General features: G+C 60.1%; 22 protein-coding genes. 12 read left to right on the top strand and 10 right to left on the bottom strand.

From position 1 onward, the window contains the following. The 4 genes from dnaA to gyrB are packed head-to-tail and all read left to right on the top strand — an operon-like array spanning position 1 to position 6211. A complete protein-coding gene (dnaA, locus tag AC3IT6_RS00005) occupies positions 1-1521 on the top strand; it encodes a chromosomal replication initiator protein DnaA (protein ID WP_223443612.1) in 1521 nt (506 codons plus the stop codon). A gap of 39 nt (positions 1522-1560) precedes the next feature. Further along, positions 1561-2664 (top strand): DNA polymerase III subunit beta, encoded by a 1104-nt coding sequence (dnaN, locus tag AC3IT6_RS00010; RefSeq protein ID WP_007969885.1) that lies wholly within the window; start codon positions 1561-1563, stop codon positions 2662-2664. A gap of 20 nt (positions 2665-2684) precedes the next feature. Next, positions 2685-3788: a DNA replication/repair protein RecF gene (gene recF / locus AC3IT6_RS00015; protein ID WP_007985068.1), complete on the top strand. Its 1104-nt coding sequence runs from the start codon at positions 2685-2687 to the stop codon at positions 3786-3788. Between the two features lie 5 nt (positions 3789-3793). Next, positions 3794-6211, top strand: coding sequence for a DNA topoisomerase (ATP-hydrolyzing) subunit B (gyrB, locus tag AC3IT6_RS00020; protein ID WP_095943029.1), 2418 nt, complete (start codon positions 3794-3796; stop codon positions 6209-6211). Positions 6212-6618: 407 nt separating this feature from the next. Here gyrB and AC3IT6_RS00025 read toward each other — a convergent pair whose 3' ends face one another. The 4 genes from AC3IT6_RS00025 to glyQ form a co-directional block, all read right to left on the bottom strand. Continuing rightward, positions 6619-7398 (bottom strand): lysophospholipid acyltransferase family protein, encoded by a 780-nt coding sequence (locus tag AC3IT6_RS00025; protein WP_489353903.1) that lies wholly within the window; start codon positions 7396-7398, stop codon positions 6619-6621. Positions 7399-7482: 84 nt separating this feature from the next. After that, positions 7483-8022, bottom strand: coding sequence for a D-glycero-beta-D-manno-heptose 1,7-bisphosphate 7-phosphatase (gene gmhB / locus AC3IT6_RS00030; protein ID WP_165798734.1), 540 nt, complete (start codon positions 8020-8022; stop codon positions 7483-7485). Positions 8023-8026: 4 nt separating this feature from the next. Continuing rightward, positions 8027-10081, bottom strand: coding sequence for a glycine--tRNA ligase subunit beta (gene glyS / locus AC3IT6_RS00035; protein WP_489353904.1), 2055 nt, complete (start codon positions 10079-10081; stop codon positions 8027-8029). Further along, positions 10078-11031 (bottom strand): glycine--tRNA ligase subunit alpha, encoded by a 954-nt coding sequence (glyQ, locus tag AC3IT6_RS00040; protein ID WP_025112261.1) that lies wholly within the window; start codon positions 11029-11031, stop codon positions 10078-10080. The genes glyS and glyQ overlap by 4 nt, the downstream gene beginning before the upstream one ends. Positions 11032-11112: 81 nt before the next feature. Here glyQ and tag point away from each other — a divergent pair, with 81 nt between their 5' ends. From tag to AC3IT6_RS00055, 3 genes are all read left to right on the top strand, one after another. Further along, positions 11113-11670, top strand: coding sequence for a DNA-3-methyladenine glycosylase I (gene tag / locus AC3IT6_RS00045; RefSeq protein ID WP_223443608.1), 558 nt, complete (start codon positions 11113-11115; stop codon positions 11668-11670). Between the two features lie 40 nt (positions 11671-11710). Beyond that, positions 11711-12598 carry a lysophospholipid acyltransferase gene (locus AC3IT6_RS00050; protein ID WP_008045719.1) on the top strand — a complete coding sequence of 296 codons (888 nt, stop codon included), beginning with the start codon at positions 11711-11713 and terminating at the stop codon, positions 12596-12598. Positions 12599-12670: 72 nt separating this feature from the next. Beyond that, positions 12671-12910, top strand: coding sequence for a PilZ domain-containing protein (locus AC3IT6_RS00055; RefSeq protein WP_489353905.1), 240 nt, complete (start codon positions 12671-12673; stop codon positions 12908-12910). Here the strand turns inward: AC3IT6_RS00055 and AC3IT6_RS00060 are convergent, their stop codons facing one another. The 5 genes from AC3IT6_RS00060 to def form a co-directional block, all read right to left on the bottom strand. Beyond that, a complete protein-coding gene (locus tag AC3IT6_RS00060) occupies positions 12911-13228 on the bottom strand; it encodes a tetratricopeptide repeat protein (protein WP_489356695.1) in 318 nt (105 codons plus the stop codon). Positions 13229-13365: 137 nt separating this feature from the next. Then, on the bottom strand, positions 13366-14742 hold the full coding sequence (trkA, locus tag AC3IT6_RS00065; protein ID WP_008045725.1) for a Trk system potassium transporter TrkA: 1377 nt from the start codon (positions 14740-14742) through the stop codon (positions 13366-13368). A gap of 22 nt (positions 14743-14764) precedes the next feature. Further along, entirely contained in the window at positions 14765-16075 is a 1311-nt protein-coding gene (gene rsmB, locus AC3IT6_RS00070) for a 16S rRNA (cytosine(967)-C(5))-methyltransferase RsmB (protein ID WP_489353906.1), read from the bottom strand. Further along, a complete protein-coding gene (fmt, locus tag AC3IT6_RS00075; RefSeq protein WP_489353907.1) occupies positions 16072-17031 on the bottom strand; it encodes a methionyl-tRNA formyltransferase in 960 nt (319 codons plus the stop codon). The genes rsmB and fmt overlap by 4 nt, the downstream gene beginning before the upstream one ends. Positions 17032-17088: 57 nt before the next feature. Next, the gene (gene def, locus AC3IT6_RS00080) at positions 17089-17595 is read right to left on the bottom strand and encodes a peptide deformylase (protein ID WP_008045730.1); all 507 of its coding nucleotides are present in this window, start codon (positions 17593-17595) and stop codon (positions 17089-17091) included. Between the two features lie 173 nt (positions 17596-17768). Here def and AC3IT6_RS00085 point away from each other — a divergent pair, with 173 nt between their 5' ends. From AC3IT6_RS00085 to tsaC, 3 genes are all read left to right on the top strand, one after another. Further along, complete coding sequence (locus tag AC3IT6_RS00085) at positions 17769-18593, top strand: peptidoglycan-binding protein (protein ID WP_489353908.1); 825 nt, start codon at positions 17769-17771, stop codon at positions 18591-18593. An 81-nt stretch (positions 18594-18674) separates the two neighbouring features. Then, positions 18675-19781, top strand: coding sequence for a DNA-processing protein DprA (gene dprA / locus AC3IT6_RS00090; RefSeq protein ID WP_489353909.1), 1107 nt, complete (start codon positions 18675-18677; stop codon positions 19779-19781). Positions 19782-19835: 54 nt separating this feature from the next. Further along, entirely contained in the window at positions 19836-20393 is a 558-nt protein-coding gene (gene tsaC, locus AC3IT6_RS00095; RefSeq protein ID WP_223443592.1) for an L-threonylcarbamoyladenylate synthase type 1 TsaC, read from the top strand. A gap of 134 nt (positions 20394-20527) precedes the next feature. Here tsaC and AC3IT6_RS00100 read toward each other — a convergent pair whose 3' ends face one another. After that, positions 20528-21505, bottom strand: coding sequence for an NADPH:quinone reductase (locus AC3IT6_RS00100; protein WP_489353910.1), 978 nt, complete (start codon positions 21503-21505; stop codon positions 20528-20530). Positions 21506-21668: 163 nt separating this feature from the next. On the opposite strand from AC3IT6_RS00100, the gene hemF reads away from it, so the two are divergent. After that, positions 21669-22583: an oxygen-dependent coproporphyrinogen oxidase gene (hemF, locus tag AC3IT6_RS00105; protein WP_150728134.1), complete on the top strand. Its 915-nt coding sequence runs from the start codon at positions 21669-21671 to the stop codon at positions 22581-22583. 13 nt (positions 22584-22596) lie between these two features. Beyond that, positions 22597-23418, top strand: a complete 822-nt coding sequence (gene aroE / locus AC3IT6_RS00110) for a shikimate dehydrogenase (RefSeq protein WP_489353911.1) — start codon at positions 22597-22599, stop codon at positions 23416-23418. Positions 23419-23523: the final 105 nt, after the last annotated feature.

Genomic DNA, 23523 nt, shown 5'->3' on the forward strand with positions numbered 1-23523 from the left:
GTGTCAGTGGAACTTTGGCAGCAGTGCGTGGAGCTTTTGCGCGATGAGCTGCCTGCCCAACAATTCAACACTTGGATCCGTCCACTACAGGTCGAAGCCGAAGGCGACGAGTTGCGTGTCTATGCGCCCAATCGTTTTGTTCTGGACTGGGTCAACGAAAAGTACCTGGGGCGTGTTCTCGAATTGCTCGATGAACACGGCAATGGCATGGCGCCTGCGCTTTCCTTATTAATAGGTAGCAAACGCAGTTCGGCACCCCGTGCCGCGCCCAATGCTCCCCTGGCTGCCGCGGCTTCCCAGGCGCAGGCTGCTCAAGCGCCCGCCAGTCCGCCGCCGGCATCTGCCGCCGCGTCGACCAAACGTGCGACGCAAAAAGTGGCCGAGGTCACCGAGGAAGAACCTTCCCGCGACAGCTTCGACCCGATGGCCGGCGCCAGTTCGCAACAGGCTCCTGTGCGCGCCGAGCAACGTACCGTGCAGGTCGAAGGTGCGCTCAAGCACACCAGTTACCTGAACCGCACCTTTACCTTTGAGAATTTCGTTGAAGGTAAATCCAACCAGCTGGCGCGTGCCGCCGCCTGGCAGGTGGCAGACAACCCCAAGCACGGTTACAACCCGCTCTTCCTTTATGGTGGCGTCGGCCTGGGTAAAACCCACTTGATGCACGCTGTGGGTAACCATCTATTAAAGAAGAACCCGAATGCCAAGGTCGTATACCTGCATTCCGAGCGTTTCGTGGCGGACATGGTCAAGGCCCTGCAACTGAACGCGATCAACGAGTTCAAACGCTTCTACCGTTCGGTGGATGCGTTGCTGATCGATGACATTCAGTTCTTCGCCCGCAAGGAGCGTTCCCAGGAAGAGTTTTTCCACACCTTCAACGCCCTGCTTGAAGGTGGCCAGCAAGTCATTCTCACCAGTGACCGCTACCCGAAGGAAATCGAAGGCCTTGAAGAACGTCTCAAATCCCGCTTTGGCTGGGGCCTGACCGTAGCGGTCGAGCCGCCGGAGCTGGAAACCCGCGTGGCGATCCTGATGAAGAAGGCCGATCAGGCCAAAGTCGAGCTGCCGCACGACGCCGCGTTCTTCATTGCCCAACGCATTCGCTCCAACGTCCGTGAGCTGGAAGGCGCGCTCAAACGCGTGATCGCCCACTCGCACTTCATGGGCCGCGATATCACCATCGAGCTGATTCGCGAATCCCTTAAGGACTTGTTGGCGTTGCAGGATAAACTGGTCTCTGTGGATAACATTCAGCGCACTGTCGCCGAGTACTACAAGATCAAGATCTCCGACCTGCTGTCCAAACGCCGTTCGCGTTCGGTCGCTCGTCCGCGTCAGGTCGCCATGGCGTTGTCCAAGGAACTGACCAACCACAGCCTGCCGGAAATCGGCGATGTGTTTGGCGGTCGCGACCATACAACGGTCTTGCACGCGTGCCGCAAGATCAACGAACTTAAGGAATCCGACGCGGACATCCGCGAGGACTACAAGAACCTGCTGCGTACGCTGACCACTTGATGAACACCAGCGCAGCTTATTAAGGCAAGGGACTAGACCATGCATTTCACCATTCAACGCGAAGCCCTGTTGAAACCCCTGCAACTGGTCGCAGGCGTCGTCGAACGCCGACAGACCTTGCCGGTACTTTCCAACGTGCTGCTGGTTGTCGAAGGCCAGCAATTGTCGCTGACCGGTACCGACCTGGAAGTCGAGCTGGTTGGTCGTGTTCAACTCGAAGAGCCGGCGGATCCGGGCTCTATCACCGTGCCGGCGCGCAAGCTGATGGACATCTGCAAAAGCCTGCCGAACGATGCGCTGATCGACATCAAGGTTGACGAGCAGAAGCTTGTGGTCAAGGCTGGCCGTAGCCGCTTCACCCTGTCGACACTGCCGGCCAACGACTTCCCTACCGTGGAAGAAGGCCCGGGTTCGCTGACCTGCAGCCTGGAGCAAAGCAAGCTGCGCCGTCTGATCGAACGCACCAGCTTCGCCATGGCCCAGCAGGACGTGCGTTACTACCTCAACGGCATGCTGCTGGAAGTTTCCGCTGGCGTGATCCGCGCCGTGGCCACCGACGGTCACCGTCTGGCCATGTGCTCGATGCAGGCCGATATCGGTCAGCCGGATCGTCACCAGGTCATCGTGCCGCGCAAAGGTATCCTCGAACTGGCACGCCTGCTCACCGAGCCGGACGGCAATGTCAGCATCGTGTTGGGTCAGCACCACATCCGCGCCACCACCGGTGAGTTCACCTTCACCTCGAAGCTGGTCGATGGAAAATTCCCGGACTACGAGCGTGTTCTGCCTAAAGGCGGCGACAAGCTGGTACTTGGCGATCGTCAGGCTCTGCGTGAAGCGTTCAGCCGTACCGCGATTTTGTCCAACGAGAAATACCGTGGTATCCGTCTGCAACTGGCCAGCGGTCAGCTGAAGATCCAGGCGAATAACCCGGAGCAGGAAGAAGCGGAAGAAGAAGTGGGCGTTGAATACAACGGCGGCTCTCTGGAAATCGGCTTCAACGTGAGCTACCTGCTCGACGTACTGGGCGTGATGACCACCGAGCAGGTTCGTCTGATCCTGTCCGACTCCAACAGCAGTGCGCTGGTGCAGGAATCGGATAACGACGACTCGGCCTACGTTGTCATGCCGATGCGTCTGTAATCATGCTCAGCAGAAGCTAGATGTCCTTAAGTCGCGTCTCGGTCACCGCGGTGCGCAATCTGCACCCGGTGACCTTCTCCCCCTCCCCCCGCATCAATATTCTTTACGGCGCCAACGGCAGCGGCAAAACCAGTGTTCTGGAAGCCATCCATCTGCTGGGGCTTGCCCGTTCGTTTCGCAGCACCCGTCTGTTGCCGGTCATTCAATACGAACAGCTTGCCTGTACGGTATTTGGCCAGGTTGAACTGGCGGAGGGTGGGCACAGCGCTTTGGGCATCTCACGGGATCGACAAGGCGAATTCCAGATCCGAATCGATGGACAGAATGCGCGCAGCGCCGCGCAACTGGCCGAGATTCTTCCACTGCAGCTGATCAATCCGGACAGCTTTCGATTGCTGGAAGGTGCGCCGAAGATTCGCCGGCAGTTTCTCGACTGGGGTGTGTTCCACGTGGAACCGCGCTTCATGTCAACCTGGCAGCGCTTGCAGAAGGCCCTGCGCCAGAGAAACTCTTGGCTGCGGCATGGTACACTTGACGCCGTTTCGCAAGCGGTTTGGGACAGGGAACTGTGCCAGGCCAGCGCTGAAATTGATGAATACCGCCGCGCTTATATCAAAGCCTTGAAACCAGTCTTTGAACAAACCTTGAGCGATCTGGTTGAGCTTGAAGGCTTGACGCTCAGCTATTACCGCGGCTGGGACAAGGACCGTGAACTGAGTGCCGTGCTCGCTGGGTCTCTTCAGCGGGACCAGCAAATGGGGCATACCCAGGCCGGACCACAACGTGCTGATTTGCGGCTCAGACTGGGCGCGCATAACGCTGCGGACATCTTGTCCCGTGGCCAGCAGAAGTTGGTGGTTTGCGCATTACGGATTGCCCAAGGGCACTTGGTCAGCCAGGCTCGACGCGGTCAGTGTATTTATCTGGTGGATGACTTGCCGTCCGAGCTGGACGAGCACCACCGTCGCGCGCTTTGCCGCTTGTTGGAAGACTTACGCTGCCAGGTCTTTATCACCTGTGTAGATCACGAATTATTGAGGGAAGGCTGGCAGACGGAAACGCCAGTCGCTCTGTTCCACGTGGAACAGGGCCGTATCACCCAGACCCACGACCATCGGGAGTGAAGGCATTGAGCGAAGAAAATACGTACGACTCAACGAGCATTAAAGTGCTGAAAGGCCTGGATGCCGTACGCAAACGTCCCGGTATGTACATTGGTGACACCGACGATGGCAGCGGTCTGCACCACATGGTGTTCGAAGTGGTCGATAACTCGATCGACGAAGCTCTCGCCGGCCACTGCGACGACATCAGCATCATCATTCACCCGGATGAGTCCATCACCGTTCGTGACAACGGTCGTGGCATCCCGGTAGACGTGCACAAAGAAGAAGGTGTTTCGGCAGCCGAGGTCATCATGACCGTACTGCATGCCGGCGGTAAGTTCGACGACAACTCCTACAAAGTATCCGGTGGCCTGCACGGTGTAGGTGTGTCGGTGGTGAACGCACTGTCCAAAGAACTGGTCCTGACCGTTCGCCGCAGCGGCAAAATCTGGGAACAGACTTACGTCCACGGTGTTCCACAAGAGCCGATGAAAATCGTTGGTGAGAGTGAAACCACCGGCACCCAGATTCACTTCAAGCCATCGGCCGAGACGTTCAAGAACATCCACTTCAGCTGGGACATCCTGGCCAAGCGGATTCGTGAACTGTCCTTCCTCAACTCCGGTGTCGGCATCGTCCTCAAGGATGAGCGCAGCGGCAAGGAAGAGTTGTTCAAGTACGAAGGCGGCCTGCGAGCGTTTGTTGAATACCTGAACACCAACAAGACTGCGGTCAACCAGGTGTTTCACTTCAACATTCAGCGCGAAGACGGCATCGGCGTGGAAATCGCCCTGCAGTGGAACGACAGCTTCAACGAGAACCTGTTGTGTTTCACCAACAACATTCCACAGCGCGATGGCGGTACTCACCTGGTGGGTTTCCGTTCCGCACTGACGCGTAACCTGAATACCTACATCGAAGCCGAAGGTCTGGCGAAGAAGCACAAAGTCGCCACCACCGGTGACGATGCCCGTGAAGGCCTGACCGCGATCATTTCGGTGAAAGTGCCGGATCCGAAGTTCAGCTCCCAGACCAAAGACAAGCTGGTGTCTTCCGAAGTGAAGACCGCGGTCGAACAGGAAATGGGCAAGTACTTCTCCGACTTCCTGCTGGAAAACCCGAACGAAGCCAAACTGGTCGTCGGCAAGATGATCGACGCGGCCCGTGCTCGTGAAGCGGCGCGTAAAGCCCGTGAGATGACCCGTCGTAAAGGCGCGCTGGACATCGCCGGCCTGCCGGGCAAACTGGCTGACTGCCAGGAAAAAGACCCTGCCCTTTCCGAACTGTACCTCGTGGAAGGTGACTCTGCTGGCGGCTCTGCCAAGCAGGGACGTAACCGTCGGACCCAGGCCATCCTGCCGCTGAAGGGCAAGATCCTGAACGTCGAGAAGGCGCGTTTTGACAAGATGATCTCTTCGCAAGAAGTGGGCACCTTGATCACCGCGCTGGGCTGCGGCATCGGCCGCGACGAGTACAACATCGACAAGCTGCGTTACCACAACATCATCATCATGACCGATGCTGACGTCGACGGTTCGCACATCCGTACCCTGCTGCTGACCTTCTTCTTCCGTCAGTTGCCGGAGCTGATCGAGCGTGGCTACATCTACATCGCCCAGCCGCCGCTGTACAAGGTCAAGAAAGGCAAGCAAGAGCAATACATCAAAGACGACGACGCCATGGAAGAGTACATGACGCAGTCGGCCCTTGAAGATGCGAGCCTGCACCTGAACGAAGAAGCACCTGGCATTTCCGGTGAAGCCCTCGAGCGTCTGGTGACTGACTTCCGTCTGGTGATGAAGACCCTCAAGCGTCTGTCGCGCCTGTACCCACAGGAACTGACCGAGCACTTCATCTACCTGCCAGCGGTGAGCATGGAGCAACTGTCCGATCACGCAGCGATGCAAGATTGGCTGGCTCAGTACGAAGTTCGCTTGCGCACCGTAGAGAAGTCCGGCCTGGTTTACAAAGCCAGCCTGCGTGAAGATCGTGAACGTAACGTCTGGCTGCCAGAGGTCGAACTGATCTCCCACGGCCTGTCGAACTACGTCACCTTCAACCGCGACTTCTTCGGCAGTAACGATTACAAGACTGTCGTTTCGCTAGGCGCTCAACTGAGCACCCTGCTGGACGACGGCGCGTACATCCAGCGTGGCGAGCGCAAGAAGCCGGTGACCGAGTTCAAGGAAGCCCTTGAATGGCTGATGGCTGAAAGCACCAAGCGTCACACCATCCAGCGATACAAAGGTCTGGGCGAAATGAACCCGGATCAGCTGTGGGAAACCACCATGGACCCAAGCCAGCGCCGGATGCTCAAAGTGACCATTGAAGACGCCATTGGCGCGGACCAGATCTTCAACACCCTGATGGGTGATGCGGTCGAACCTCGCCGTGACTTCATCGAAAGCAACGCCCTGGCGGTGTCCAACCTGGACTTCTGATCCCGGTCGATGCCAACGAAAAGGCCAACGCATTGCGTTGGCCTTTTTTATTGTCTGCGTTTTACTCGCTCGCCGGAGCAACGCGCGGTCCCGTTGCGGCTCCTGTCTCACGACCTGCGGGCGAATCGAGTGTCGGAGTGAGTTGGGTGGGATAGACATTCAGGCTGCAATTTCCGCTGTTTACAGAATGAAAGCGAGCGATTCAGGTAGACCTGTCATGTCGACAGTCTGCGATTGTTCCGGGCATAAAAAAACCGGCTATATCAGCCGGTTTTTTTACGTCCGAAAAAAACTTATGCACGCTTTTATGGTTTTTATCTCTCTGAGAAATATGTAAAAAAATCATAAAGTTACGTACAAATAACGACGTTTTTCAATGAAACGGTACACAGGTTATCCACAGAATCTCAGACAGCCACCCGATCGTTTGAAACCGGCGCTTGCGGAGCCGGTGGCAGCGAGCCCATTTCCCGTTGCATCTGCTCATTCCACGCCTGAACCCGGTCGTTCAATTCGGCAATGGCTCGCGGTCCGGTGCCTGCGGCATACATCGGCTCGCCAATGATCACAGTGATGACGCCCTGCTTCTTCGCCCAACCGGTTTTCGGCCAGAACTTGCCTGCGTTGTGCGCAATCGGCAGCACCGGCAATTCGGCGTTGACCGCCAAGGCGCTGCCACCGCGCGAGAACTTTCCGACGGTGCCGAAAGGAACGCGCGTACCTTCGGGGAAGATCAGCACCCAGACATTGTCCTTGAGCAACTCATCACCTTTTTGCGCCACATGCTTGAGTGCGGCTTTCGGGTTGCCGCGATCGATGGCGATCGGTCGCAGCATGGCCATGGCCCAACCGAAGAACGGCACATAGAGCAATTCACGTTTGAGCACCTGGCTCAGCGGCGAGAAGTAGGCCGAGAGAAAGAACGTCTCCCAGGTGCTCTGGTGGTTTGACTGAATGACGCAAGGCCGTTCAGGTACGTTCTCGGCACCCTTCACTTCGTAGCGGATGCCCAGGAACACTTTGCTCAGCCACAGGGCGCAGCGGCACCAGTACACGTTGATAAAGCGATAACGTGCCTTGAATGGCAGAAACGGCGCGATAAAAAAACTCAGGCTGCACCACAGCAAGGAGCTGGTGCCCAGCAGCAGGTAAAAGAGGAAGGTTCTGATGGCCTGCAGTATCGACATGGTGACGTTTACCGTTGCGGGCAATACCCGCCTGTATAAAGCGCACTCCTGATCAATCCTTTATCAGGAAATATCAGAAGCACTCTAATTGTGGATAAGTTCTGCGGCAATCGCCGCCAGATCGTCAAAAATCAATGTGCCAACCGGAAGGGTTTTACCCAAAGTCTTTTCGCCTTTCCCGGTCTTTACCAAAACTGGCTGTGAATCGACGGCTTTGGCGGCTTCCAGGTCACCAAGGCTGTCGCCGACGAACCAGAGATTGGTCAGCGACACGTTGTAATGAGCGGCGATGGTTTTCAACATCCCGGGTTTCGGCTTGCGGCAATCGCAGCCTTCGTCCGGCCCGTGCGGGCAGTAGACGATCAGCCCGACTTCACCGCCCTGCTCCGCCACCAGCGCGCGCAAGCGCTCGTGCATGGCATCCAGGGTGGCGAGGTCGTAATAACCGCGAGCGATGCCCGACTGGTTGGTAGCGACCGCTACCGTCCAGCCGGCCTTGCTCAACTGCGCGATGGCTTCGATCGAACCGGGGAGTGGAATCCACTCCTCCACCGACTTGATGTAAGCGTCGGAGTCGTAATTGATCACACCGTCCCGATCGAGAATCAGCAGTTTCAACAGCAATCCCTCAACCCAGCAGCGAAATGTCAGCGACGCCGAGGAACAACCCACGCAGACGCGCCAGCAACGCATAACGGTTGGCGCGAACCTTGGCGTCTTCGGCGTTGACCATCACGGCTTCGAAGAACGCATCCACCGGCTCGCGCAGTGCAGCCAGGCGTGCCAGGGATTCGCTGTACTGACGCGAGGCGGCCATTGGCTGTACAGCCTGGTCAGCCTGCTGGATCGCCGAGTACAGGGAGAACTCGTTGGCGTTGTCGAAGTACTTGGCTTCCACGACTGTCGGAACGGAGCCTTCGACCTTGCTCAGCAGGTTCGACACGCGCTTGTTCACGGCGGCCAGGGCGGCGGCTTCCGGCAGTTTGCGGAAGGCCTGTACCGCTTGCACGCGCTGATCGAAGTCCAGGGCCGAACCCGGCTTCAGGGCACGTACCGACAGGTAGGTCGCGACATCGACACCTTCGTCTTCGTAACGGGCACGCAGGCGGTCGAAGATGAATTCCAGCACCGATTCGTTCAGGCCGGCAGCCTTGACCTTGGTCCCGAATGCATTCACAGCGAAGGCCACGGCGTCGTTCAGGTCCAGATCCAGTTGCTTCTCGATCAGGATACGCAACACGCCCAGTGCGGCACGGCGCAGGGCGTACGGGTCTTTGCTGCCGGTCGGCAGCATGCCGATACCGAAGATACCCACGAGGGTGTCGAGCTTGTCGGCGATGGCCACGGCCGCACCGGTCAGGGTGCTCGGCAGTTCAGCGCCAGCACCGCGCGGCATGTACTGCTCGTTCAGCGCCAGTGCGACATCTTCCGGCTCGCCATCGTTGAGGGCGTAGTAGTAACCGGCGACACCTTGCATCTCCGGGAACTCGCCGACCATCTCGGTCGACAGGTCGCACTTCGACAGCAGGCCTGCACGGGCTGCCCATGCAGCGTTGCCGCCGATGCGCTGAGCGATGAACGCGGCGAGTCTGGAAACGCGCTCGGCCTTGTCGTAGACGCTGCCGAGTTTTTCCTGGAACACCACGTTTTGCAGGCGCAGGTTGAAGTCTTCGAGCTTCTGCTTCTTGTCTTGCTTGAAGAAGAACTCGGCGTCGGTCAGGCGTGGGCGAACCACTTTCTCGTTACCGGCGATGATCTGCTGCGGGTCTTTGCTCTCGATGTTGGCCACGGTAATGAAACGTGGCAGCAACTTGCCGTCGGCATCCAGCAGGCAGAAATACTTCTGGTTGTCCTGCATGGTGGTGATCAGGGCTTCTTGCGGCACGTCGAGGAAGCGCTCCTCGAACGAGCACACCAGTGGCACCGGCCATTCGACCAGCGCGGTCACTTCATCGAGCAGGGCTGGCGGAACGATTGCCGTGCCTTCCTGACGGGTGGCCAGCTCTTCGGTGCGCTTGCTGATGATCTCGCGACGCTCGTTGGCGTCGGCCAGAACGTAGGCGGCACGCAGGTCGGCCAGGTAGCTGGACGGCGAACCGATGCGCACGTTTTCCGGGTGATGGAAGCGGTGACCACGGGAGTCGCGGCCGGCCTTCTGGGCGAGGATGGTGCAATCGATGACCTGGTCACCGAGCAGCATCACCAGCCACTGGGTCGGACGAACGAATTCTTCCTTGCGCGCGCCCCAACGCATGCGTTTCGGGATCGGCAGGTCGTTCAGGGAATCTTCGACGATGGTCGGCAGCAGGCTCGCGGTCGCCTTGCCGGCGATGCTCTGGCTGTAGCGCAGTTTCGGGCCGCTCTGATCGATTTCGCTCAGCTCGACGCCGCACTTCTTGGCAAAGCCCAGTGCCGCTTGGGTCGGGTTGCCTTCGGCATCGAACGCGGCCTGACGTGGCGGGCCGTCGAGGTTGATGCTGCGATCCGGCTGCTGGGTGGCCAGTGCGGTGATCAGCACGGCCAGGCGGCGCGGGGCGGCGTAGACGGTTTTGCTCTCGTAGTTCAGGCCGGCAGCTTGCAGGCCCTTGTCGATACCGGCGAGGAACGCCTCGGCCAGGGTGTTCAGGGCTTTGGGTGGCAGTTCTTCAGTGCCCAGTTCAACCAGAAAATCCAGAGCACTCATTGTGCAGCCTCCAGCTTGGCCAGTACTTCGTCACGCAGGTCCGGGGTCGCCATCGGGAAGCCCAGCTTGGCGCGAGCCAGCAGGTAGGCTTGCGCAACGGAACGCGCCAGGGTGCGTACACGCAAGATGTATTGCTGACGCGCGGTCACCGAGATCGCCCGGCGCGCATCCAGCAGGTTGAAGGTGTGGGAAGCCTTCAACACCATTTCGTAGCTCGGCAACGGCAGCGGCTGGTCGAGTTCGATCAGGCGCTTGGCTTCGCTTTCGTAGAAATCGAACAGTTCGAACAGTTTGTCGACGTTGGCGTGTTCGAAGTTGTAAGTGGACTGCTCCACTTCGTTCTGGTGGAACACGTCGCCGTAGGTCACTTTGCCCATCGGGCCGTCAGCCCAGACCAGGTCGTAGACCGAGTCCACGCCTTGCAGGTACATGGCCAGACGCTCGAGACCGTAGGTGATCTCGCCGGTCACCGGGTAGCACTCGATGCCGCCCGCTTGCTGGAAGTAGGTGAACTGGGTCACTTCCATGCCGTTGAGCCAGACTTCCCAGCCCAGACCCCAGGCGCCGAGGGTCGGCGATTCCCAGTTGTCTTCGACGAAGCGGATGTCGTGGACCAGTGGGTCCAGGCCGACGTGCTTGAGGGAGCCCAGGTACAGTTCCTGGAAGTTGTCCGGGTTCGGCTTCAGGACCACCTGGAACTGGTAGTAGTGCTGCAGACGGTTCGGGTTTTCGCCGTAGCGGCCGTCAGTCGGACGGCGGCTTGGCTGCACGTAGGCAGCGTTCCAGGTTTCCGGGCCGATGGCGCGCAGGAACGTTGCGGTGTGGAAAGTGCCGGCGCCTACTTCCATATCGTAGGGCTGAAGTACCACACAACCTTGCTCGGCCCAGTATTGCTGGAGGGCGAGGATCAAGTCTTGGAAGGTACGCACGGCTGGCGTAGGCTGGCTCACGAAATTCACCTGTTTCTTGGGCTGCGATTTAAAGAGCGGGAGTATACCCGATTCATTGCTGCGCACGCCCCCTGGAGCCTTATGCCACGCTGCTTTTGGTGTTCCGAAGATCCGCTGTACATGGCATATCACGATCAGGAGTGGGGCACGCCGCTACGCGATGCGCAGGGTTTGTTCGAGTTGCTTTTGCTCGAAGGGTTCCAGGCCGGGCTTTCCTGGATCACGGTGTTGCGCAAACGCGAGCATTATCGCCAGGTGATGTTCGGGTTTGATGTCCAGCGCGTGGCGCAGATGAGCGATGCCGAAATCGACGAGTTGATGCTCGATCCGGGGATCATCCGCAACCGCCTCAAGCTCAACGCGGCCCGGCGCAATGCCCAGGCCTGGCTGGCGCTGGAGGACCCGGTGGAGTTTCTCTGGTCGTTCGTCGGTGGCGTGCCTGTGATCAATCATTTCAAGGATCGCAGCGAAGTCCCGGCCGTGACGCCGACCGCCGTGGAAATGAGCAAAGGCCTGAAAAAAGCCGGTTTCACGTTCGTCGGCCCGACCATTTGCTACGCGCTGATGCAGGCCTCGGGCATGGTCATGGATCACACCCGGGACTGCGACCGCTACGCGCAGTTGGCGAACGGCGGTTAGAATGGCCGCCTCGCGCACAGCACAAAATCAGGAGTGACCTGTGGATAAGTTGAAAGGCGCCTTGCTGGTAGGCGCTCTGCGGCTGTTTGCCCTGCTTCCGTGGCGGGCCGTGCAGGCCGTGGGCTCGGCGATTGGCTGGGTCATGTGGAAAACCCCGAACCGTTCCCGCGACGTGGTACGGATCAATCTGTCCAAGTGCTTTCCGGACATGGACCCTGCCGAGCGTGAACGCCTGGTGGGCCAGAGCCTGAAGGACATCGGCAAGTCCCTGACCGAAAGCGCCTGCGCCTGGATCTGGCCGGCCCAGCGTTCCATCGACCTGGTGCGCGAGGTCGAGGGCCTCGACATATTGAAGGACGCCCTCGCCTCCGGCAAAGGCGTGGTCGGCATCACCAGCCACCTGGGCAACTGGGAAGTGCTGAACCACTTCTATTGCAGCCAGTGCAAACCGATCATTTTCTACCGCCCGCCGAAGTTGAAGGCGGTGGATGAGTTGCTGCAAAAGCAGCGGGTGCAGTTGGGTAACAAGGTCGCCGCTTCCACAAAAGAAGGCATCCTCAGCGTTATCAAGGAAGTGCGCAAAGGTGGTGCAGTGGGCATTCCCGCTGACCCGGAACCGTCCGAATCCGCCGGGATCTTCGTGCCGTTCTTCGCCACCCAGGCGCTGACCAGCAAATTCGTGCCGAATATGCTCGCGGGTGGCAAAGCGGTCGGCGTGTTCCTGCACGCCCTGCGCCTGCCGGACGGTTCTGGCTACAAAGTGATCCTTGAAGCTGCGCCAGAGGCCATGTACAGCACCGATACGGCGCAGTCCTGTGCGGCCATGAGCCAGGTGGTCGAGCGCTATGTGCGGGCGTACCCGAGCCAGTACATGTGGAGCATGAAGCGCTTCAAGAAGCGTCCACCGGGTGAAGAGCGTTGGTATTGAATCGATTGGCATGATCTGTGGATAACCCTGGAGTCGGGGTTATCCACAACCGTTCATTCAAGGGCGCAGAAGATGTCCGAACACCGCAAGTCATTGCGCATCAAGATCAGTCACGAAAGCTTTGGCGATTGCCTGGGGCAGACGCGCAACCTGTCTACCACCGGTGTTTACGTCAAGCATCCGCAACTGTCGGCGCTGCCCCGGGGGGCGGTGGTATACGGTCAGGTGCAGGACTTACCCACAGGCGCGCCGCGGGTGCGCATGGAAGTGGTGCTGGTGGATGCCGAGGGCATCGGTTTGCGTTATCTCTGATCAGTGCGCCTGACGGTCAAGCTTCTTCAGGAACACCGTCATTTCCTTCTCTGCCTGCTTGTCGCCATGGCCGCGAGCGGCTTCCAGGCCTTGCTCCCAGGCCTGCCGCGCGGCCGTAAAGTCCGCCAGCGCCAGATGGGCCTTGCCCAGTAGTTTCCACGCTGCCGAATACTTCGGATCGAATTCGACGCAGCGCTGGAAATGCTCCGCAGCCTTGGCGTTTTCCCCCAGATCCAGATAACCCTTGCCCAGGCCGAAGCGTAGCAAAGCGTTATCCACACCCTTGGCGAGCATTTTTTCCAGGGATTCGATCATCAGTGGATTCCTTTTGCGCTGTGTCAGCGGTTGATTTGTTGGCGTGAGACCGCATTCGCGAGCAAGCCCGCTCCCACATTGGTCCCTGTGGGAGCGGGCTTGCTCGCGAAGAGGCCTGACCCAACCCTGCAAAATCCGGATCAGAAGAAGCTCAACCCCACATGGAACAACTTCTCCACATCGCGAATATGCTTTTTATCCACAAGGAACAGAATCACATGGTCACCCGCTTCGATCACGGTGTCGTCGTGGGCGATGATCACTTCTTCGTCGCGGATAATCGCACCGATGGTGGTGCCCGGCGGTAGGCCGATGTTCTCGATGGCCTTGCCGATCACCTTGCTCGATTTCGCATCGCCATGGGCAATCGCCTCGATGGCCTCCGCCGCGCCCCGGCGCAGTGAATGCACGCTGACGATGTCGCCCCGGCGCACGTGGGCCAGCAAGGTGCCGATGGTCGCCAATTGCGGGCTGATGGCGATGTCGATGTCGCCGCCTTGGATCAGATCGACATAGGCCGGGTTGTTGATGATGGTCATCACCTTCTTTGCGCCCAGGCGTTTGGCCAGCAGCGACGACATGATGTTGGCTTCGTCGTCGTTGGTCAGGGCCAGGAACAGGTCGGCGTCGGCGATGTTCTCTTCCATCAGCAGGTCGCGGTCCGAAGCACTGCCCTGCAACACCACTGTGCTGTCCAGTGTGTCGGAGAGATGACGGCAGCGTGCCGGGTTCATCTCGATGATTTTCACCTGATAACGGCTTTCGATGGCCTCGGCCAGACGCTCGCCGATCTGCCCGCCACCGGCGATGACGATGCGTTTATAGGTTTCGTCGAGACGGCGCATTTCGCTCATCACCGCACGAATGTTCGCCTTGGCAGCGATGAAAAATACTTCGTCGTCGGCCTCGATCACTGTGTCGCCCTGGGGCAGGATCGGCCGGTCACGACGGAAAATCGCCGCGACGCGGGTTTCCACGTTCGGCATGTGCTCGCGCAACTGCCGCAGTTGCTGGCCCACCAGCGGCCCGCCGTAGTACGCCCGCACCGCCACCAGTTGCGCCTTGCCTTCGGCGAAGTCGATCACCTGCAAGGCACCGGGATGCTGGATCAGGCGCTTGATGTAGTTGGTGACCACTTGTTCCGGGCTGATCAGCACGTCCACCGGAATCGCTTCGTTCTGGAACAACTGCTCTTCGCGGGTCAGGTACGCGGCTTCGCGAACCCGGGCGATTTTGGTCGGGGTATGGAACAAGGTGTGGGCGACTTGGCAGGCGACCATATTGGTTTCGTCGCTGTTGGTCACCGCGACCAGCATGTCGGCGTCATCCGCTCCGGCCTGGCGCAACACGGTCGGGAACGAGCCACGACCTTGTACCGTGCGGATGTCCAGGCGGTCACCGAGGTCGCGCAGGCGCTCACCATCAGTGTCGACCACAGTAATATCGTTGGCTTCGCTGGCCAGGTGTTCCGCCAGCGAACCGCCGACCTGCCCTGCACCGAGGATGATGATTTTCATCCAGTCACTCCATTGAATCCATTTAACCGCGCGCGGCGGCGATCTTGATCAGCTTGGCGTAGTAGAAGCCATCGTGGCCACCTTCCTGGGCCAGTAACTGGCGACCATGGGGCTGCTTGATGCCGGCCGCCGTGGCGAGGTCCAGTTCCCGGGCACCCGGCGTACGGGCGAGGAAGGCTTCGATGACTTCGGTGTTTTCGGTCGGCAGCGTGGAACAGGTGGCGTACAGCAGGATGCCGCCAACCTCCAGGGTTTTCCACATGGCATCGAGCAACTCGCCCTGCAGCAGCGCCAGCGCGGCGATGTCGTCGGGTTGGCGGGTCAGCTTGATATCCGGGTGACGACGAATCACGCCGGTGGCCGAACATGGCGCGTCCAGCAGGATGCGCTGGAACGGTTTGCCGTCCCACCATGCCTGAGTGTCGCGACCGTCGGCGGCAATCAGTTCGGCGCTCAGTTTCAAGCGTTCGAGGTTTTCCCGCACCCGTACCAGCCGCTTGGCTTCCAGGTCTACCGCCACGACGCCGGCCAGTTTTGGCTCGGCTTCGAGGATGTGGCAGGTCTTGCCACCTGGCGCACAGCAAGCGTCGAGCACCCGTTGGCCTGGCGCCAGGTCGAGCAGATCGGCAGCCAGTTGCGCGGCTTCGTCCTGCACACTGATCCAGCCCTCGGCGAAACCCGGCAGGCTGCGCACATCGGCGGCGGCGTCGAGCACGATGCCGTCGCGGCTGTACACACAAGCTGTGGCGGCGATTCCCGCCTCAGTCAGCAAACCGAGGTAGGCATCCCGGGTGTGATGGCGACGGTTGACCCGCAGGATCATCGGCGGATGCGCATTGTTCGCCGCGCAAATGGCTTCCCATTGCTCCGGCCAGAATGCCTTGAGGGATTTCTGCAGCCAGCGCGGGTGAGCGGTGCGCACCACCGGATCACGCTCCAACTCGGCGAAAATCGTTTCGCTTTCGCGCTGAGCATTACGCAGAACAGCGTTGAGCAAGGCCTTGGCCCAAGGCTTTTTCAGCTTGTCGGCGCAACCGACGGTTTCACCAATGGCGGCATGGGCCGGGACGCGGGTGTAGAGCAGCTGATAGAGACCGACCAGCAACAGCGCCTCGACATCGGCGTCGGCGGCCTTGAACGGTTTCTGCAGCAGCTTGGCCGCCAGTGCCGACAAGCGTGGCTGCCAGCGCGCGGTGCCGAACGCCAGGTCCTGGGTGAAGCCGCGATCACGGTCCTCGACCTTGTCCATCTGCGTTGGCAGCGAACTGTTGAGCGAGGCTTTTCCGTTCAGGACGGCAGCGAGTGCCTTGGCGGCGGCCAGACGTGGGTTCATTGAACGTCCGCCGCTTGACCGAGGACAGTGCCGGTGGCGAATTTCTCACGGCGGCTGTTGAACAGGTCGCTGAAGCTCAACGCCTTGCCGCCGGGCAATTGCAGACGGGTCAGGCACAAGGCCTGCTCGCCGCAGGCGACGATCAGACCGTCCTTGCTGGCGCCGAGGATTTCACCCGGGGCGCCTTCGCCTTCAGCCAGATTTGCGGCCAGCACTTTCAGGGCTTCGCCGTTCAAGGTGCTGTGGGTGATCGGCCACGGGTTGAAGGCACGGACCAGACGCTCCAGCTCAACCGCCGGGCGACTCCAGTCGATGCGTGCTTCGTCCTTGTTCAATTTGTGCGCATAAGTAGCGAGGCTGTCGTCCTGCACTTCGCCCTCCAGGTTTCCGGCGGCGAGGCCGGCAATCGCCTGGACCACGGCCGGCGGGCCCATTTCGGCCAGACGATCGTGCAGGCTGCCGCCGGTATCTGCGGCGCTGATCGGCGTGGCGACTTTCAGCAGCATCGGCCCGGTGTCGAGGCCCGCTTCCATGCGCATCACGGTCACGCCGCTTTCGGCGTCACCTGCCTCCACGGCGCGCTGGATCGGCGCCGCACCACGCCAGCGCGGCAGCAGCGAAGCGTGACTGTTGATGCAACCCAGGCGCGGAACATCCAGTACCACTTGCGGCAGGATCAGGCCGTAGGCGACCACCACCATCAAGTCCGGCTTCAGTGCAACCAGTTCAGCCTGAGCATCTTCGTTGCGCAAGGTGGGCGGTTGCAGCACCGGGATATTGTTCTCCAGAGCAAGCTGCTTGACCGGGCTCGGCATCAGTTTTTGCCCGCGACCGGCCGGACGATCCGGTTGGGTGTAGACCGCGACGATCTCGTAAGGGCTGTCGAGCAGGGCCTTGAGGTGTTCGGCGGCGAATTCGGGGGTGCCGGCAAAGACGATGCGCAGTGGCTCAGTCATGGGTGACGTCTCTTGAAAAGAAAAAGGCTTGCCGCAGCAAGCCTTTGAAGATGGGCATCAGGCGTTCTGGCGATGAAGCTTTTCCAGTTTCTTCTTGATGCGGTCGCGTTTGAGCGTGGACAGGTAATCAACGAACAATTTGCCGTTAAGGTGGTCGCATTCGTGCTGGATGCACACGGCGAGCAAATCTTCGGCGATCAGTTCGTAAGGCTGGCCGTCGCGGTCCAGCGCCTTGACCTTGACCCGTTGCGGGCGATCGACGTTTTCGTAGAAACCCGGCACAGACAGGCAGCCTTCCTGATACTGGCCCATCTCGTCGGTCAGCGGTTCGAACTCGGGGTTGATGAACACTCGCGGTTCGCTGCGGTCTTCGGAGAGGTCCATCACGACGATACGTTTGTGCACGTTGACCTGGGTAGCGGCGAGGCCGATGCCAGGCGCTTCATACATTGTTTCAAACATGTCGTCGACCAACTGACGCACTTCGTCGTCCACTACGGCCACTGGCTTGGCGATAGTGCGCAGACGCGGATCAGGGAATTCGAGGATGTTTAAAATGGCCATAAGCTTGATTAGTGCACGTGTGAAGTAAGGTCGGGTCGATGGCCTGACGGGTCCGAAGAAATGCAGGCTACCGTTGTAAAACGTAGTTCCCTTCTCTTGATAAGCAAGCTGGGAGCGAGCCTCTGACGGCTCTGGCGTTTCACGCGAATGCACATAATAAAGGGATTCACCGCATGAGGAAATCACTACTCGCCCTGCTGCTCCTGGCTTCGGCCGGCCTGGCGTACGGGCAAGTGCAACTTCGGGAAGATATTCCCACCATAAAGCTGTCACCTCAGGTGCGTAGCAGCCCGGTGACCGAGGCTATCCCTGGCATTGCGCTGAAATCGATCAACAGCTTTCTGCTAAGCAATCGTATCGTCGACAAGGCCGAGGATTTCGACAAAGCGCCTTATATCGTCGCTGGCAATGCCGAACGGGTGCTCAGCGGCGCGGGTGACCGCATCTTTGCCCGCGGCCATTTTGATCCGACGCAACCGGCGTACGGCATCTTCCGCCAAGGCAAGGTCTACACCGATCCGCAGAGCAAGGAAATTCTTGGGATCAACGCCGACGACATCGGCGGCGGCGAGGTCGTGGCGATCGAAGGTGACGTCGCCACCCTGGAGTTGCAACGCACGACCCAGGAAGTCCGCCTCGGCGATCGCTTGTTCGGCGGTGAAGAGCACGCGATCAACTCGACCTTCACGCCCAGTGCACCGAGCCACGATATCAACGGTTTGATCATCGATGTTCCGCGTGGGGTCACGCAGATCGGCGAGTTGGACGTGGTTACGCTGAACAAGGGGCTGCGCGACGGTCTCGCCGAAGGCAATCTGCTGGCGGTGATGAAAACCGGCGAAACCGTACGGGACCGGATCACCGGTCAGCCGTTGAAAATTCCCGATGAGCGCGCCGGTCTGCTGATGGTTTTCCGTACCTACGACAAACTCAGTTATGGGCTGGTGCTGAGCGCTTCGCGCTCGCTGTCGGTGATGGACAAGGTGCGAAATCCGTAAGAGTGCTTCACAAGTTACCAACAGAGTTATCCACAGCTTATTCCATTTTGTACGGATGCTCATAACGATCAAGGATGATCCATGTCGCTGTCTGCCGTTACACCGGTTTCCCCCGCGGAACTGGAAGCTCGTTTACGTCTGCATCGTTTGCCGGAACTTGGTCCTGCACGGTTCAAGAAGCTGCTTGAAGCCTTTGGCTCGGCGTCCAAAGCGATCAGCGCACCGGCCGGTGCCTGGCGCGCGCTGGGTTTGCCATTGGCCTGTTCCGAGGCCAGGCGTAGCACTGAGATCCGTGACGGCGCCAGTCATGCATTGGCCTGGCTGGAGCATCCGGCCCAGCATTTACTGATGTGGGACCAACCGGACTACCCCGCCCTGCTGGCACAAATCAGCGATGCACCACCGCTGTTATTTGTCGCGGGCGATCCGGGCATTCTGGAAAAACCACAACTGGCGATGGTCGGCAGCCGCCGCGCGTCCCGACCGGGGATGGACACCGCTGCCGCGTTTTCCCGCAGCCTGGCAGGTGCCGGTTTTGTCATTACCAGCGGCCTGGCCCTGGGCATTGACGCTGCCGCGCACCAGGCCGCGCTCGACGTCGGCGGGCAAACGGTCGGTGTGCTCGGTACGGGGCTCGAGAAGTTTTATCCACAGCGAAACAGACGCCTGGCGGACGCCATGATCGCTTCGGGCAGCGCAGTGCTTTCGGAGTTTCCGCTGGATGCAGGCCCCAGCGCCGGCAACTTCCCCCGGCGCAACCGGATCATCAGTGGTTTGTCTCTCGGGGTGCTGGTGGTCGAAGCCAGTGTCGCCAGCGGATCATTGATCACAGCGAGGCTGGCGGCGGAACAGGGGCGCGAGGTGTTTGCGATGCCCGGGTCGATTCATCACCCCGGCGCCCGCGGCTGTCATCAGTTGATCCGGGACGGTGCGGTGCTGGTGGAAACCATCGAACATATCCTCGAAGCCTTGCGCGGCTGGCAACGACTCTCGTTGTCCACAGAAACCTTCGCTCCTGCAACGACTCACCCACTGCTGAAACTGCTGCATGCCGCGCCTCTCACCAGTGAAGCGCTGGCAGACGCAAGCGGCTGGGCCTTGCCGAAAGTGCTGGCGGCGCTGACGGAACTGGAAATGGATGGCCGCGCCGTGTGCGAAAGCGGGCGCTGGTTTGCGCGGGTGAGCTAGGTTTTATAAACAAGATCGGTAAACTGCGCAGAGCCTTAGTCTGGAGTGTTTTTCATGGTCAACAGTTGGCGTGTGCAACAAGCCGCGCAAGCAATTCGCGCCGGGGCGGTGATTGCCTACCCAACCGAAGCAGTCTGGGGCCTGGGTTGCGACCCTTGGGACGAGGAAGCGGTGGAGCGTCTGCTGCTGATCAAGGGCCGGTCTGTGGACAAGGGGCTGATTCTGGTCGCCGACAATATCCGTCAGTTCGATTTCCTTTTCGAAGACTTCCCCGAGTTGTGGATGGACCGCATGGCCAGCACTTGGCCTGGTCCGAACACCTGGCTGGTGCCGCACCAGAACCTGCTGCCGGAGTGGATTACCGGCGTGCATGAAACCGTGGCGCTGCGAGTCAGCGATCACCCACTGGTGCGGGACTTGTGTGCGCTGGTCGGGCCGCTGGTGTCGACGTCGGCCAACCCGCAGGGGCGCCCGGCGGCACGTACGCGGATTCGCGTCGAGCAGTACTTCCGTGGCCAGGTGGATCTGGTGCTGGGTGGCAATCTGGGCGGGCGCAAGAACCCGAGCGTGATTCGCGATCTGGCGACCGGCAAGGTTTTGCGCCCGGACTGATAGCGCATTGAGGCCATTCGCGAGCAAGCCTGCTCCCACATTTAATCTGTGTCGAACATAAACTCTGTGTTCACTGGAGATCTATTGTGGGAGCGGGCTTGCTCGCGAAGAGGCCCTAACAGTCAGCGAAAATCTCAGGGCAATAACACTACCGAGCCCGTCGTGCGCCGCGCCGACAACTCGGTCTGCGCCTTCGCCGCGTCAGCCAGTGGATAGCGCTGGCTGATGTCCACGGTCAGCTTGCCGCCGATGATCATCTCGAACAGCTCGTCGGCCATGCGTTGCAGGTTCTCGGCGTTGTTCGCATAAGTGCCCAGGGTTGGCCGGGTCACGTACAGCGAGCCTTTCCCTGCCAGGATCCCCAGGTTCACTCCGTCGACCGCGCCGGACGCATTGCCGAAACTCACCACCAGCCCACGCGGCGCGACGCAGTCGAGTGAAGTCAGCCAGGTGTCCTTGCCAACGCCGTCGTACACCACCGGGACTTTTTTGCCATCGGTCAATTCCAGCACGCGCTGAGCGACGTTTTCGTGGCTGTAGTCGATGGTCGCCCAGGCACCGTTGGCCTTGGCCAGCGCGGCTTTCTCCGCCGAGCTGACGGTGCCGATCAACTTGACGCCCAAGGCTCTGGCCCATTGGCAGGCCAGAGAACCGACCCCACCGGCCGCGGCATGGAACAGGATGGTTTCGCCACCCTTGAGTTCATAAGTCTGACGCAGCAGGTACTGCACGGTCAGGCCCTTGAGCATCACGCCGGCGGCCTGTTCGAAACTGATGGCGTCCGGCAGTTTCACCAGATTGGCCTCGGGCAAGACGTGAACATCGCTGTAGGCGCCCAGAGGGCCGCTGCCATAGGCCACGCGATCGCCGATCTTGAAGCGGGTCACGTCGCTGCCCACCGCCTCGACCACGCCTGCACCTTCTGAGCCGACACCCGACGGCAGGGACGGCGGTGGATACAGACCGCTGCGGTAATAGGTATCGATGAAGTTCAGGCCGATGGCCTTGTTGGTCACGCGCACTTCCTTCGGACCTGGCTCGGCGGGTTGGTAATCCACATATTCGAGTACTTCGGGGCCGCCATGGGCGCGGAACTGGATACGCTTTGCCATCAGAACTCTCCATAGGTCGTTTTACCAAGCGCCCTATCGGACTCCTAAGCTTGATCTTCGTCAACTGCGAAGGGGTAACTTGCGATGTTATGCTACGGGCCCATTTGCGCAGGCTGAGCTCCAATGGAGCGCCGCGTTGTTTTGCCCGATTCAAGGTGATGACATGACGACCCGCACCGAGGCCGTAAAAGCCTACCTGCTCGACCTGCAAGACCGTATTTGCGCCGCCCTGGAAGCCGAAGACGGTGGCACGCAATTCGTCGAAGACGCCTGGACCAGGCCGGCCGGCGGTGGCGGTCGCACCCGCGTGATTGAAAACGGCGCGGTGATTGAAAAGGGTGGCGTCAACTTTTCCCATGTCTTTGGCAGCGGTCTCCCGCCCTCCGCCAGCGCTCATCGACCGGAACTGGCGGGCCGTGGCTTTGAAGCCTTGGGCGTGTCGCTGGTGATTCACCCGCACAACCCCCATGTGCCGACTTCCCACGCCAATGTGCGCTTTTTCATCGCTGAAAAAGAAGGTGAAGAACCGGTCTGGTGGTTTGGTGGCGGCTTCGACCTGACCCCGTATTACGGCAACGAAGAAGACTGCATCCACTGGCACCGCGTCGCCGAGCAGGCCTGTGCGCCATTCGGCCCGGATGTTTACCCGCGTTACAAGGCCTGGTGCGATAGCTACTTCCACATCAAGCATCGTCACGAGCCGCGTGGCATCGGCGGGTTGTTTTTCGACGACCTGAACGAGTGGGACTTCGACACCAGCTTCGCTTTCATGCGCGCCATCGGCGACGCGTACATCGACGCTTATCTGCCGATCGTGCAGCGCCGCAAAAACGATGCGTTCACCGCCCAGCAGCGTGAGTTCCAGGAATTCCGCCGTGGCCGCTACGTTGAATTCAACCTGGTCTATGACCGCGGCACGCTGTTCGGCCTGCAATCGGGTGGGCGTACGGAGTCGATCTTGATGTCGCTGCCACCGCAAGTGCGCTGGGGTTACGACTGGAAGGCTACGCCTGGCAGCGAAGAAGCGCGCCTGACCGAGTACTTCCTGCAAGACCGCGATTGGTTGGCCGAAGCCTGAACGAGGAATACTGATGGACCGTTATGTCGTATTCGGTAATCCGATTGGCCACAGCAAGTCGCCGTTGATCCATCGCCTGTTCGCCGAGCAGACCGCGCAAAAGCTGGACTACAACACGCTGCTGGCGCCACTCGACGACTTTTCCACCTGTGCCCGGACGTTTTTCCTCGAGGGACGCGGCGCCAATGTAACGGTGCCATTCAAGGAAGAAGCCTATCGGCTGGCGAACAACCTGACGGCGCGGGCGCAACGGGCGGGAGCGGTGAACACCCTGAGCAAACTGGCCGACGGCAGTCTGCTGGGCGACAACACCGACGGTGCCGGGTTGGTGCGCGACCTGACGGTCAATGCCGGGTTCAGCCTCAAGGGCAAACGCATCCTGCTGCTCGGTGCCGGCGGCGCGGTGCGCGGTGCTTTGGAGCCGTTGCTGGCCGAGCAGCCGGCATCGGTGATCATCGCCAACCGCACGGTGGAAAAGGCCGAGTTGCTGGCGGAACTGTTCTGCGATCTGGGGCCGGTCTCGGCCAGCGGCTACGACTGGTTGCAGGAGTCGGTGGACCTGATCATCAACGCGACGTCGGCGAGCCTGACCGGCGATGTGCCGCCGATTGCTGCCAGCCTGATCGAACCGGGCAAAACGGTGTGCTATGACATGATGTACGGCAAGGAACCGACCTCGTTCTGCCGCTGGGCCAGCGAACACGGGGCTGCGGTGGCGATGGATGGCTTGGGGATGCTGGCCGAGCAAGCGGCGGAGGCGTTCTTCCTGTGGCGCGGTGTGCGACCGGATACGGTGCCGGTGCTGGCTGAATTGCGTCGACAGTTGGCCCTTTAAAAGCTTCGTCGGATCGCCGTCCGGAGCAAGCCCGCTCCCACACTGGATCTGTGTCGTGCACAAACCAATGTGGGAGCGGGCTTGCTCGCGAATGACATCAACACC

It is taken from the genome of Pseudomonas sp. KH_017 (genome assembly GCF_057840285.1).